General features: G+C 45.1%; 5 protein-coding genes. 2 read left to right on the forward strand and 3 right to left on the reverse strand.

Translation table 11 applies throughout. The annotated features are described in order from the left end of the window. Window positions 1–4,491, forward strand: a 4,491-nt coding sequence (locus R7Q38_RS22265) for an Ig-like domain-containing protein (protein ID WP_318114360.1), incomplete at its 5' end; no start/stop codon positions are given. An 88-nt stretch (window positions 4,492–4,579) separates the two neighbouring features. Here the strand turns inward: R7Q38_RS22265 and R7Q38_RS22270 are convergent. After that, window positions 4,580–5,194 carry an OmpA family protein gene (locus R7Q38_RS22270; RefSeq protein ID WP_031781371.1) on the reverse strand — a complete coding sequence of 205 codons (615 nt, stop codon included), beginning with the start codon at window positions 5,192–5,194 and terminating at the stop codon, window positions 4,580–4,582. A gap of 2 nt (window positions 5,195–5,196) precedes the next feature. Next, the gene (locus R7Q38_RS22275) at window positions 5,197–6,513 is read right to left on the reverse strand and encodes a TolC family outer membrane protein (RefSeq protein WP_195723090.1); all 1,317 of its coding nucleotides are present in this window, start codon (window positions 6,511–6,513) and stop codon (window positions 5,197–5,199) included. Between the two features lie 401 nt (window positions 6,514–6,914). On the opposite strand from R7Q38_RS22275, the gene R7Q38_RS22280 reads away from it, so the two are divergent. After that, complete coding sequence (locus R7Q38_RS22280; RefSeq protein ID WP_318114361.1) at window positions 6,915–13,835, forward strand: Calx-beta domain-containing protein; 6,921 nt, start codon at window positions 6,915–6,917, stop codon at window positions 13,833–13,835. A gap of 70 nt (window positions 13,836–13,905) precedes the next feature. On the opposite strand, the gene R7Q38_RS22285 is transcribed toward R7Q38_RS22280, so the two are convergent. Next, window positions 13,906–15,099: a class I SAM-dependent methyltransferase gene (locus R7Q38_RS22285; RefSeq protein ID WP_239938576.1), complete on the reverse strand. Its 1,194-nt coding sequence runs from the start codon at window positions 15,097–15,099 to the stop codon at window positions 13,906–13,908. Window positions 15,100–15,303 lie beyond the last annotated feature (204 nt).

Here is a 15,303-nt window from a genome sequence, read left to right on the forward strand (position 1 = left end):
TGGAACGGCTCAGAAACCCTAACCTTTACCGCCACCGATCCAAGCGGTGAAAGCGTTAGCCAAACGGTGAACTTCACGGTAGCGCCTGTGGCAGATATTGAATCTGACCGCGCGACGGTTGTGGAAGACACGCCAACCATCATTAAGGTTTTAGGTAACGATACGTTCGAAGGCGACGATAAAGTGGTGTCGCTGGATACCAATAACGGTCCAGCCAACGGCACGGTCTCGGTCAACCCGGACGGCAGCGTCACTTACACGCCAAACGACAACTACCACGGTACAGACAGCTTCACCTACATCGTTACCTCGGGTGGGGTATCGGAGTCCACCACGGTGAACGTCGATGTCACACCAGTCAATGACAGGCCTGACAGTGAGGACTTTACGCATGTTACTGACAAGCCTTTGACGCAAGTTGTATTTGATACTGATACGAAACCTTTAGGTGATGGCGACTCTCAGGATCATATAGCGGATATTGAAGATGACTTAAATGGCAACGATTTGCATGTGCGGATTATTGAACTACCGACCTCAGGAACATTGTTCTTCAGAGATAACAACGGTGAACTGCATGAAATAAAAGAAGTCAGTGACACTCTTTATGAAAAAGATAGCCTTTACTATGAAGCTGATAATGTGGGTTTCTTATTAGGTATCAAGGATCGCCCAGATACACCAAATAGTTCCGAGTCTACAACAGATTTCAATAATTGGGGGCTAAGTGAGGACGGAGGTCCATCACACTCCCGTACTGAGCATTTAGTTAATGGTTCCTCCATCACTATATCTTCTGATAGTGGTGAACTTGCTCAATACAACCGCCAAGTGTCACATATCGGAAATGGTATTGCTGACAATGATGGGCAGGGTATTGAGAAAGGCGAGACAATTACGATCGATTTGTCTAATAACCCTGTGGGCAGCGTAAACCTTGGCTTAGATGGATTAGGTGGATTGTTTGATTACGGTGATGACAACGCAGCGCTTATTACGGTTACATACTTAGATTCAAATAATGTCCAACAGACTCAAACGTTCGAGTTTTTGAAGCCTGAGGGCAACTTCATGCTATTCCAAGAAACAAGCGTTGGTTATGGGAAAGATCTAGCCCTTCCTAAAGGTTCGGTCATTACTCAGTTAGATTTTTCTACGAAAAATGAAGGTAACTGGGAGTTACGTTATGTAGAAGGTGTTCCTGCCGAAGACAGCTTTGGATATGTGGCAGTCGACTCTGAAAGTGGCGTTAGTGATCCGTCTACGGTCAATATCGTTAACGAAATACTAGATGGTAATGTTGCGGAAAATGGACCTGTGGTGGAGAGCATTGCAGGTGTTACTGTTGTTGAGGGTGACGATGTCACGTTTTCTGTTTCTCTAAATAACGCGACAGATCAGACCGTTAAGTATCAAGTGGATTTCTCTGCAGAGGGTTCTAGTGTGAGCTCTCAAGACATTGATTTGTCGAACGCAACTTTTACTAATGGCGTGAAGTATTTGGGTGGATACCTTATTGTTCCAGCCGGAGTGAATGGCTTTGAGATTACCATTCCAAGTATTGATGATCAGTTGGTTGAATCAACAGAGAGTCTTGTGATTAAAGTCGGAGATGTATCTGGCGTTGGCTATATTGATGATAATGATGTTCCGCCAGCAGTTCAAAGCAACGAAATTTCCGGATTAGAAGACGAAGCTATTGTTATAACACTAGAACATTTAGGCATCGTTGATAGTAGTATAAGTGTTGAGTTTGACACTTCTGCTCTAAATGGCTCACTACAAGTGAAAGGTTCTGATGGTTGGGAAGCGGTTTCTGGAAGTGTGCTCGCTTCTGATATCGAAAATGGTCTTGTTCGTTATGTTCCTGCTGAACATGAATCTGGTGCAAATGTTTTCGATAAAGACGGTGTTGGGAACGGTTTGGATACTTACGAGCAGATTCATTTCACTGTTAGTGATGGCAATTCTTCTGCTTCAGGTACGTTGAGTATCGACATAGAGCCTGTCGCGGACCCAATTAAGATTGACCTTACTTTCGGTCCAGTAACGTCTGTACCTGTGACACTAGGCGGAAGCTGGTCTACAGACGAAGAACTTAAAGATCTGCTTGAGGCAAGTAATTTACCAGGGCTTGACTTTGAACATGTGGTGACACAAACGTTTAATAACGGACATGTTGGTAATGACTTAATGCTAAGCGGTGACACTGAATCGCCACTGAGCTTTGTCGGAGATCAACAAGCAGGTGCGAACGTTGATGCTCAAGGCAGTGATATCTTTGTGACTGGAGGAGGTAATGATTCTATCTATGGCGGTATTGGTTCATTAGATGATCAAGCGGAGACGGACACAGTTGTTTACTCTGGCAAGTTGTCTGATTACAACCTCAACTATTACCCTGCGTCTGACCACTCAGAGGTCCCGTATTGGATTGTCGAAGATAGCCGATTTATTGATACAAAAGATGTTGTTTCGAGCACTCATAAAGAGTCGGGTGACCACCTTTATGAAATTGAACAACTTATCTTCCAAGATGCCATTATCAAGCTAAATAACAACACAGGAGAGTATGTTGTACTTACAGAGCAGCAAGTCTCTTTTGAGCTGAACCTTGATCTTATCGATGTGGATGGCAGTGAGTCATTCATTAACGATAGCGTCACATTAACGGGAATTCCTTCAGGGCTAACATTAGAGGTGAATGGCAAAACGGTTACTGAAAACAGCGATGGTTCTTACACGGTTGACCTTTCAAGTGAACCAAATCAAACCAGTCATCAACTAAGCGGTACGATTACTGTACCAGCCGATTACAATGGTTCGTTAGATTTTGATGTAACAGCGACGGCAGGAAGTGTTGAAGTTAATAACAATACTCAAATGGGAACGGACACGGCTTCTGTTTCAGTTCGAGATTATGATTTTGTTTCCGGTACGCATGGTGATAACAAGATAGCTGGATCTGATAGCAATGATGTGATTGTTGGCGATGTTCAAGGATTACAGATTGTCGAGGGGCAGGACTACAACATTGCTTTTATGCTCGATACATCAGGCAGCATGGGTTACGACGTTGGTCTAGCGCTAGGTGAGCTAAAAACAGTGCTGAATACTCTTACCGAAAGTGCTAGTGGCCCTCATTCGGGCAAAGTGAACGTTTTATTGACCACATTTGCTACTGGGAGCTCTCAGGTACTTGAATTAGATTTGAGTGCAGACAACGCAACATCGCAAATAGAGTCTACATTGGATGCAATTTTACAAATCGGTGATGGTAATACAAATTATGAAGCCGGGTTCCAATCTGCACTAGACTGGTTTGCTAATGCCGATAGTGGCGCAACAAACCTAAGTTATTTCATATCTGATGGTCAACCAAACCAAGCTACGGATAACAATACGAGTTGGTTTAGTGGTTGGGAGGGTGTCGTACTTGGCGTGTCAGAACAAAAGTTAGTGACGCTAGCGGATGTCTTGCCAAGTGATTACAGGTTTGGTGATACAGTCACATACAACAATAAAACAATCATAGATTTTCGCGGGGCGGTGTATTCGCTCTCTACTGGTGAACAGGTGGGGAGAATGCTTAACTCATATGTCTATGATGATTATGGAAATAATGTTCTATCTCAAGCGAATAACGCATATCAAGCATTGGCTGAATTTAGTGAGGTTCGTTCGATAGGTCTTGGTCGCTACTTAGATGAAGATTCGTTAGAAAACTTCGACTCTGATGGTGTAGTAAGAGCTAACATAGATGTAAACCAACTAGCAGAAGTGATCCTTGGTAAGGAAGTTTCTTTGATGCAAGGCAAAGATGAGATTAACAGCCTTGATGGAAATGACATTATTTTTGGTGATGCCATGCGTTTCGACGTCGATGGTGAGCAAGGAGTTTCCGCGCTGCAAAACTACGTAGCTTCTCAACTAGGTAAGGATGTTTCGTTGGTTACCAAAGAAGAAGTTCATCACTACATTACTGAAAACCAAGCAGAATTTGAACAGTCTCGTTATTACGACCAGGCAGATACCATCTCTGGTGGTTCAGGAGATGATATTTTGTTTGGACAAGGCGGTGACGACAAGCTGTTCGGTGGTGCAGATAATGATATTTTAATTGGTGGTTTCGGCAATGATATTTTGACAGGGGGGGACGGTGAAGACATCTTTAAATGGATTGATGTGTCCAATGAACGCGACACTGTCACTGACTTCAATAAAGATGAAGACACTCTAGACTTCTCTGATCTCTTTGATGACTTATCTAAAGATGAAATTGGAGAGCTTCTTAATGATCTTCAATCAGGTGATCATACCGGTGATGTCGGAGAGTATCACGTAGAAGTGGCACCAGATGGCAGCTCTGAGGCAAACCTGAGTATTACAAAAGGTAGCTCGACATTAGACATCCATTTTGACGGTGCAAGCGTTGATGATGTGACTCAAAGCTTGATTGCAAGTTTAGAGGCGCAATACAAAGATATGTAGTGGCGTTACCATTTAGGTAAAATTGAAAATCAAAAAAGGTCTAGCAATTTGCTAGACCTTTTATTTTTACGTTCTGTTTATGGTTGTGTTAGCTTTTTGGAAGTGTAGTGAAAACGGTCCACTCTTTCTTAACTTCGCCCTTGTGACCAATCACTGTTGCGGTTACTCGACGGTTTAGCGCGTGACTCACTTGGTCAGTGCCTTGTGTTGCAAGCACTGTGTCTCCATAGCCCACAATGGTAACTCTATCCCCACTAATACCATTCGTCATGAGTTCTTTTCTAACGTTCTCAGCCCGGCGCTTGGATAAGTCGAGATTGTGTTCTGCAGTACCAGTGCGACTAGCATAGCCCTGAATCTCGATAGACGTATTTGGGTACTCTTTCAAGAAATCGGACAACTCACGAATTTGTTGCGTAAAGATAGGGTTTATAACATCGGAATCGTTCGCAAATAGGACTCGAATTTGCATTTCTTGTGAGGAGTCGACATACGAACCGCAGCCATCGTTATCTATCTCGGCTCCTAAAGGAGTTCCCGGACACAAATCGCGCTCGTTAATAACACCGTCTGAGTCATCATCTATATGATCAGCCCACTGATCGGCAATTGGCGTATCGATGTAATCATACTCATCGCCTTTATCGGATGAACTGCATGCCGAAATCATCAATGAGAGTGCAATAAGAGTTATGTGTTTCATAATTAATACTCCACTTCTTCTAGCCATTCTTTAGGCATTTCGACCCTTAATGCACTCAACAGTTGACCTGTTGCGTTCATCACTCGATATTTGGCGTACTGCTCTGCGTATTTAGAATCTAAGTAGTCTTTACGCGCCTCAAAGAGCTCGTTTTCAGTGTTCAATAGATCAAGCAGTGTCCGTTTACCGATGCGATATTGCTTCTCGTAAGCAATTACGGTCTCAGACGCAGAGTCTACATGATCTGATAGAAACTCTTTTTGTTGTAATGTTAAATCAAGCGCACTCCAAGAAAGTCTTAACCCTTCTTCAACATTGCGATAGGCACCTTCACGCAAGTCTTTTGCTTTATTTAGCTGGTAGGCGAAGTTTTCTGAGTTCGCTGCATCACTGCCGCCATTGAATAGGTTGTAGCGTAGGCGCAGCATGGCAAGTGTCTCATCACTGCGACCTTTTAAACCATCAGCGTCGTCACGCCATGTTTGCGAAGCTTCAATGGAAATGGTTGGGTAGTTAACACCTTTAGACTGTTTGTATTGAAACTTAGCCGAGTCTACGTCTGCGAGTGCGACTTGAATAACGGGGTGCAGTTCAAATGCCAAGCCTACCGCTTCATCAATTGTGTACGGAATAAAGTTTTGGTCCGCTCTCGGAAAGATTAGCCCTTGCGGTGTTTGACCGACTAAACGAGTGAACATCGTGTGAGAGTCATACAGGTTATTTTGAGCAGCGGCTAAGTTGCCGTGTGCTTTTGCCAAACGTGCTTCTACTTGCGTTAAGTCAGCGGTAGAGCCGATACCCGAGTTGACTCGTTTTTTAATGTCATCGTAGATATCTTTGTGAACAGCCAGGTTGTTTTCAGACAGCTTGAGTATTTCGTAAGCTTTTACAGCATCTAGATACACTTTGGTGACTTCAAGTGCTTTATCCGATGCGTCGGCCAAAAGTTGAAATCTTACTGATTCAGCATCCGCTGCGGTTCGGTCTATATCATTAAGAGTCGCACTGCCGTCCCAGATAAGTTGGGTTAGTGTCACCGATGCTTCTTTTCGAGTGTAATCTGTATCTCCACGTCCCACCTCGTCAGAAGGGTCTAATCCTTCATACCCAATACCCGCATCTAGATCAATAGAGGGTAAGTAAGCACCCGAAGATGCTTCATTTACGTATTTTCGGCTCGTAAATTCATTAAATGCACTCTTAATGTCAGGGTTGTTTTTTAACGTCAATGCTACGGCTTGCTCTAAAGTTTGACCGAAAACGGGTATAGACACCATTAAACTACAGCAGCAAGCAATATTTAGTCGGTTCCATTTCACGGTATTTCTCCTAAAAATTCGTGTTGCTTTTTGCTATTTCATCTCATAACTGAGACGAAACATCATAAATAACAGTGCTTGAGTAAGGGATTTATCAACCTACTGTTAAAACAAAGCTTTTGTTTCAAAAATCCAAGATTTCGCCTTTTAAAACCTTAGCACATATGTCGAATGTTGCTTAGCAACATAGCAAGTTTAGCTCGGAGAAAAGCTTGAATTCTTAATATCATAGCGTTTCACGGCCTGTGTCACTCTGCGCTTTTTTGTAACTCTGCCCCTAGAGTTATCAAACGTCCTACAAGCTACACATACAACGAAAATATGATGATTTTGACTAAACTATAGACGTAAATGTAGGGGTGACAAACTTTTGACTTGGTTTGAAGTGGGGCGAGGTAGATATGGAACGTGTAACTTTTAGCTCATTGGCGGGCAACATTGTCGTTATCGGGTTGGACGGTGAGATTAGGACTTTAGGTCAGGGTCAACTACCTCAACCAGGAGAGTTAATAATCGATGAAGTATCAGATACTTCTGAACTTGTTATCGAGCAGGTGACACCACAAGGAAGTTCAATAAATGTAACTGATGATATCACTGCGTTAATTGAAGCAATTGCGAGTGGGGAAGACCCGACTGAGCTGGGTGAAGAGTTTGAACCTGCTGCAGGTGAAGGAAACGGGTCTAGCCCACAGAATACGGGAGCTATAGATCGCACAGGTGCTGAATTACTCGCTAGTACCAATTTTGAGACAGTGGGAACTGACGGAACAGGATTTTCAAGTACTCAGGTAGAGACGCTACTCGATATTCTCCAAATACAACCACCAGAACCAACAGCAACCCCCATTCCTGCAACGATAATTGTTCAGGAAATATCCAGTCCGACTATCAACGAAGGTGATCAGGTTGTATTCGATATTACTTTAAACCAAGCAACAGAGGACAATACTGATGTCACTTTGTCGCTACTTGATGGCACCGCAACTGGCGGTTCAACTGACGAGAGCGGAAGTGACTACGTTAATGAGCGTGTTCTCATAACATTTTCTGATGGTACAACGGAAGAAATCTTGGTTGATGATAACGGTACTTTTACAGTCTCGGTCCCATTAGGTGAAAGCGGGTTTACGGTTTCTCTCGACTCTATAGATGACTCTATATTCGAAGGCCCAGAAACGTTTACGCTTTCTGGCACAACAGAAGAACAAAATACACCTGCAACCGGGGTGGCAACCATTGTTGATGATGGTAGTGGGCCAGGTTTAAGTCCTGATGATGATCGCCCAACGGTAACGATGAGCGATGCAGGGATAGTTAATGAGGGTGAAACGGCTAGCTTTAAAGTGTCGTTATCTAATCCATCAGCTATAGATGTTGAGGTTGAACTGACTCTCAACTTAGGTGACACCGAAGCCGGTGACTTGGGCACCTTAGAATACAACACGGGAAGCGGTTGGGTTGCAGTACCAAATGATGGTGTGGTGACGGTGCGAGCAGGGCAAACCGAGTTTGATGTGCGCATTGCTTCTATTGATGATGCCGTTTATGAAGGCCCTGAAGATTTCAGTGTGACAGTAACTGGTATTGGCGCGGTGCAAGGCAGCGATACAGGTATGGCAACGATAGTGGACGACGGTAGTGGTCCAGGACCTGATCCGGATGATGATCGTCCAAGCGTGACTATTACCGATGCTGGCACCATTAATGAGGGTGATACGGCGAACTTCAAAGTCACCTTATCGAACGCCTCTGAAGCGGAAACGCAAGTGGAGTTGGGTCTTAATCTCGTCGATACCGAAGCCGGTGACTTAGGCACCTTGGAATACAACACAGGCTCCGGTTGGGTTGCAGTGCCAAACGATGGCGTGGTAACGGTGCCAGCTGGGCAAACTGAATTTGATGTGCGTATTGCTTCCATTGATGACGCGGTGTACGAAGGCCCAGAAGGTTTCAGTGTCACGGTAACTGGCATTGGGGCAGTACAAGGCAGCGATACGGGTACGGCAACGATAGTGGATGACGGCAGTGGTCCAGGCCCTGATCCGGATGATGACCGCCCGAATGTGACTATTACCGATGCTGGCACCATCAATGAGGGTGAGACCGCGAACTTCAAAGTGACGCTATCGAACGCCTCCGAGTCTACAGTTCAAGTCGAGCTAGGCCTGAACTTAGGTGACACCGAAGTTGGAGACTTAGGCACCTTAGAATACAACACAGGCTCCGGTTGGGTTGCAGTGCCAAACGATGGCGTAGTAACGGTGCCAGCTGGGCAAACTGAGTTTGATGTGCGTATCGCTTCCATTGATGACGCCGTTTATGAAGGCCCTGAAGACTTCAGTGTGACGGTGACTGGCATTGGGGCGGTACAAGGCAGCGATATGGGTACAGCAACGATAGTGGACGACGGCAGTGGCCCTGGTCCCGATCCGGATGATGACCGCCCGAATGTGACCATCACTGACGCTGGCACGATTAATGAGGGTGATACGGCGAACTTCAAAGTGACGCTGTCGAATGCCTCCGAGTCCACTGTTCAAGTCGAGCTAGGTCTCAACTTGGGTGACACTGAAGCCGGTGACTTAGGTACCTTAGAATACAACACGGGAAGTGGTTGGGTTGCAGTACCAAATGATGGCGTGGTGACCGTGCCAGCCGAGCAAACCGAATTTGATGTGCGCATTGCTTCTATTGATGACGCCGTTTATGAAGGCCCTGAAGATTTCAGTGTGACAGTAACCGGCATTGGTGCAGTACAAGGCAGTGATACGGGTACGGCGACGATAGTGGATGACGGCACGGGTCCGGGCCCTGATCCGGATGATGATCGTCCAAGCGTGACTATTTCAAACGCTGGCACCATCAATGAGGGGGATACGGCGAACTTCAAAGTCACCTTATCGAACGCGTCTGAAGCGGAAACGCAAGTAGAGTTGGGTCTTAATCTCGGCGATACCGAAGTCGGTGACTTAGGCACCTTAGAATACAACACGGGAAGTGGTTGGGTTGCAGTGCCAAACGATGGCGTGGTGACGGTGCCAGTCGGGCAAACCGAATTTGATGTGCGCATTGCTTCTGTTGACGACGCTGTTTATGAAGGCCCTGAAGATTTCAGTGTGACGGTGACTGGCATTGGCGCAGTGCAAGGCAGCGATACGGGAACGGCAACGATAGTGGATGACGGCAGTGGTCCAGGACCTGATCCCGATGATGACCGCCCAAGCGTGACTATTACCGATGCTGGCACCATTAATGAGGGTGAGACTGCGAACTTCAAAGTCACCTTATCGAACGCCTCTGAAGCGGAAACGCAAGTGGAGTTGGGTCTTAATCTTGGCGATACCGAAGTTGGAGATTTGGGCACCCTAGAATACAACACGGGAAGCGGTTGGGTCACAGTGCCAAACGATGGCGTGGTAACGGTGCCAGCCGGGCAAACTGAGTTTGATGTGCGTATCGCTTCCATTGATGACACCGTTTATGAAGGCCCTGAAGATTTCAGTGTGACGGTAACTGGCATTGGGGCGGTACAAGGCAGTGATACGGGGACGGCGACGATAGTGGACGACGGCAGTGGTCCAGGACCTGATCCCGATGATGACCGCCCAAGCGTGACTATTACCGATGCTGGCACCATTAATGAGGGTGAGACTGCGAACTTCAAAGTCACCTTATCGAACGCCTCTGAAGCGGAAACGCAAGTGGAGTTGGGTCTTAATCTTGGCGATACCGAAGTTGGAGATTTGGGCACCCTAGAATACAACACGGGAAGCGGTTGGGTCACAGTGCCAAACGATGGCGTGGTAACGGTGCCAGCCGGGCAAACTGAGTTTGATGTGCGTATCGCTTCCATTGATGACACCGTTTATGAAGGCCCTGAAGATTTCAGTGTGACGGTAACTGGCATTGGGGCGGTACAAGGCAGTGATACGGGGACGGCGACGATAGTGGACGACGGCAGTGGTCCGGGTCCAGATCCGGACGATGACCGTCCGGTTGTTGCGGCAATTAGTGATACAACCGTAAACGAAGGTGAGTCTGCTACGTTGGTTGTCACTTTGAGTAACCTAAGCACTACGGATACTCTCGTTAATCTGACACTTAATGATGGCACAGCAGAGGGAGGGGTAGATTACACCAAATCGTCTGTTACTGTTACCTATGCAGATAGTTCATCAGACGTTATCCCTGTGAACCCTGATGGTACATTTAATGTGTCCGTACCAGCTGGTGATATGACCTTTGACGTTGTGATAAGTACCACCGACGATGAGCTGTTCGAAAGCGATGAAAATTTTACATTAATTGGACAGACCGAGATACAAACAACTCCGGTTACAGGCACGGTAACGATTCTTGATAACGATACAGTCAGCGTTGCCTCTATTTCTAGTGAAGTGGTTAATGAAGGTGAACCTATCATTTTTGATGTTACTTTAAGTAACCCTAGTGATAGTGAAAGTTTGGTCAATATGGTGCTCGCTGATGGTAGCGCAGAGGGGGGCATAGACTACATCAATACATCGGTTACAGTTACCTATGCGGATAACTCAACAGATGTCATTACTGTCAACGCAAACGGAACATTTGATGTTTCAGTTCCCGCGAACGACGTCTCATTCAGCGTCACAGTGAATACTATTGATGATGACCTATTCGAAGGCGCAGAGACTTTAACACTCTCGGGTAAAACTGCCACTCAAATTACATCTGCAATGGGTACAGGGACTCTTCTTGATGATGGTTCGGGGCCAGGACCTGATCCAGATGACGATCGCCCAACAGTTGCAGCGATTACCTCTACAACGGTAAACGAAGGTGATATTGCAACACTAGATGTAACGTTGAGTAATGAAAGCACCACCAACACCACTGTCAATATGATGCTGACTGACGGATCAGCAGAAGGCGGTGTGGATTACACCGATACTTCAGTAACAATTACTTATGAGAGTGGCGGCATAGAAGTCGTTACGGTAAATCCAGATGGCAGCTTTATTGTCGATGTGCCCGCAAATGATACGACTTATAGTGTTTCTGTAAGTACAACAGATGATGACTTATTCGAAGGACCTGAAACCTTTACGTTATCAGGTAACACTGATAACCAAGTTGGCTCTGTGATTGGTACCGGTACTATTGTTGATGATGGTAGTGGCCCAGGACCAGATCCTGATGATGACCGACCGACTGTAGCAGCGATTACGGATGCTATAGTTAGTGAAGGTGAGCTGGCAACGCTTGAAGTCACTTTAAGCAATGCAAGTACCACAAACACCGTTGTTAATATGACATTAGCAAATGGGACAGCTGAAGGAGGTTCGGATTATACAAATACGACAGTAACCGTTACCTACGCTGATAGTAGTACCGACGTTATTTCAGTGAACCCAGATGGTACGTTTGATGTCATTGTACCAGCTTTAGACACAACATTTAGCGTTACTATGGTGACGTTAAACGATGATATTTATGAGGGTGATGAGAACTTTACATTATCCGGTGCCACTACTGTGCAAACAACTGCTGCTGTCGGTACCGTAACGATTAACGATAATGCAGACATACCAACTGTCACTGAAATTACGGATATTCAAGTGGTGGAAGGTAACGATGCGAAATTTAACGTTACACTGAGTAATGCAAGTGCGGTTGCGATTATGGTTAGTATGTCTCTCTTAGACGGAACCGCTGTCGCTGGAGATGATTTTAACGCTACGAGTGTGACCATTACTTATGCTGATAACACGACGGAAGTTATTGCGGTAAACCCTGATGGAACGTTTGATGTCTCCGTACCTGCGAGTGATACTAACTTTAGTGTTACGGTAAACACTGTTGAAGACCAGATTTATGAATCTTCAGAAAACTTTGTTTTAACTGGTTCGATTCAAGGGCAATCACCTGCAGCGTCAGGCCTTGGTACGATTATTGATGATGACAATACACCTCCGACAGTAGAAGACTTTGGCATTTCGGTTGACCTTAGTGTGGGAGGAGACGCTTTAATTGACTTTGCACCACATGCGCAAGACTTTGAAGATGACTTTGATCTTCAAGATGATAAAGAAACGAGTATCTGTGTCACGACGCTTCCAGACTATGGCTATCTCTATTACTTGGATGATCAGAACAATGAAGTCATATTGGACATTGGTGATGTGATTCCAGAAACTACGGAAGTCAGATATGCACTAACGGAAGATTTCTTTGATGAGCAAAGCTTTGATTCCCAAGATTTACTCGATGAATTTTCTAAAGACTTCATTGCCGATTCAGTCGATGTTAACGGTTTAAGTTTCTTTGGAGGAACCATTGATGGTAATGGTGACTTTGTCAATAATGCTCAAATCAAGGTTGACTTTGCCGCTCAGCAGGTAGGTTTAGTTGTAGTGTCACCGGGCGAAACTGGCCAAGGGGATGAAATTAGTACGAGTGAGTTCATTGCCATTGAATTAGATGAAGGGCTTGAAGCTAAAGAAGCAAGGTTAAACCTAGCAAGCTTGAATGATAGGTTTAACAGTGGCGGCGCTTGGATTCAAGCATACTTTTATATGGGCGATACTCTTGTTGATATACAAACCATACACACCAGTGACATCGTATTTACTGGTAATCAAGAAGGTTACGCTGACGTATCGCTAAGTAATGGCAGTTTTGATGAGATTCGCTTGTTCCCTGAAACAGACAGTTCAAGTGATAAAGCCAGCTTTACTCTAGTTGGTACTCAGATTACAAGTTTTAATAATGTAAACGACTCGTTTGATTACAAAGCGATTGACTCAGATGGTTTAGAAAGCGATACCACTGCAACCGTTGATATTGATTTTAACAATGTCTCTTTTGAAACAGTGACCGCTTTCGGTACACAGACTGCTTCGTTACAGCAAGAGCCTAATATCATCATGGGAACAGACCAAGATGATGTTCTTGTAGGCACCGATGGTAATGATATTCTAATTGGTGGCCTAGGTAATGATATTTTGACTGGTGGTGGAGGTGATGACATCTTCAAGTGGACAGAGATGCAATCCGCAACTGACACCGTGACGGATTTCAGTGACGGGGATCAGCTCGATTTTACCGATGTATTTGATGATATGAGTGGTACTGATATTTCCACATTACTTGATGATCTCGGCTCGGGCGATTATCACGGAAGCGTGGATGATATCACGGTGGCGGTGACTGAAAGTGGAGGTAACTCAACTCTGACCATAAATAAAGATGGACAACAGTTGGAGGTTAATTTTGACGGAGCTTCTGCTTCTGATATTGCCAATAGTTTGATTTCTAATCTTGAACAATTACGAGAGTAAATGATTCAAAATGAAAAACGGAGCGAAAGCTCCGTTTTTCATTTAGTAATGCAGTAAGTTCAGGCAATAATTAAAGCACTTTACATGCAAAACCTTTTAAGTAGAAACCTTCTGGATATGCGGTATCGGTTGGGTGGTCAGCGGCTTGCTCAAAACGCTCCACAAACTTTACTTGGCGGTTAGCGTCTACGGCTGCATCAGCGATGATTTTCTGGAACAGAACTTGATCCATCAAGCCAGAGCACGAGTAGGTCAGTAGCGTGCCGCCCGGTTTTAGAATTTGCATTGCTAGCATGTTGATGTCTTTGTAACCACGACATGCACCGTTTAGTTGTGCTTTGCTCTCTGCGAACTTCGGTGGGTCCATAATAACCACATCGAACTGAGTTCCTTGATCACGATACTCACGAAGCAGCTTAAACACGTCTGCATTTAGGAACACGGCACGCTTCTTCGAAATATCAAAATCGTTTAGCTCTGCGTTGAATTTTGCGGTATCTAAAGCAGGTTGTGACACGTCAGCGTTAATCACACGCTTTGCATCACCTTTTAGAGCGTAAAGTCCGAAGCCACCAGTGTAAGAGAAGCAGTTAAGAACTTCTTTGCCTTTCATATATTTCATCGCTTGCTGGCGACTATCTCGTTGATCTAGGTAGAAACCTGTTTTGTGTCCGCCAACGATATCTACACTAATCTTTACGCCATTTTCTTCGATGACGACCGATTGAGGTGGCTCTTCGCCGTGCAAGACGCCCGTGATCTCTTTTAAACCTTCTTTTTTACGAACGGCCACGTCAGAGCGCTCGTACACATTACAATCAGGGAAGCACTCAACCAGAGCGTCAACAATAGCCTGCTTATTGTGTTCTGCGCCAGCACTAAGAAGTTGGCACACAAAGAAATTTTGGTAACGGTCGATCGTAACGCCTGGTAAGCCGTCAGACTCTGCTGCGATAAGGCGATAACCCGTAAGGCCATCACGTTCGATAATGTCTTCACGAAGAAGTTGTGCGTCTTTAAGTCGTTTAACGAAAAACGTGGTGTCGATTTCTTCTTTATCAAAACTCCAAATACGAGCACGAATTTGCGAAGCTGGCGAATATGCCGCCTTAGCTAGCCATTTACCGTCGTGAGTGAATACATCAACCGTTTCGCCAAGAGCAGGTTCGCCCTCAACTTTGTTGATGCCTCGAGAGAAGATCCAAGGGTGCTTGCGCTTGACCGATTTCTCACGACCTTTAACCAAATAGATAGCAGCTGTCATTTCATTAGCTCTTGTTGAATTTTGAAAGGGGCGTATTGTCCGGGATGTGAATGGTAAAAGCAATATCCCTCGGCAATCCAGTACATTGTAGTGACTTTTAAATACAAAAAAGGTCACTAAAGTGACCCTTTTATTTTCAGCCCTAAACCACCTACTTCAGTAGGTGGTTATCATCCGTTTCGGCTTTGCCTGTAAAACTACTCA

Source organism: Vibrio sp. Vb0598 (assembly GCF_033338935.1).
In the GTDB taxonomy this organism is placed as follows: domain Bacteria; phylum Pseudomonadota; class Gammaproteobacteria; order Enterobacterales; family Vibrionaceae; genus Vibrio; species Vibrio alginolyticus.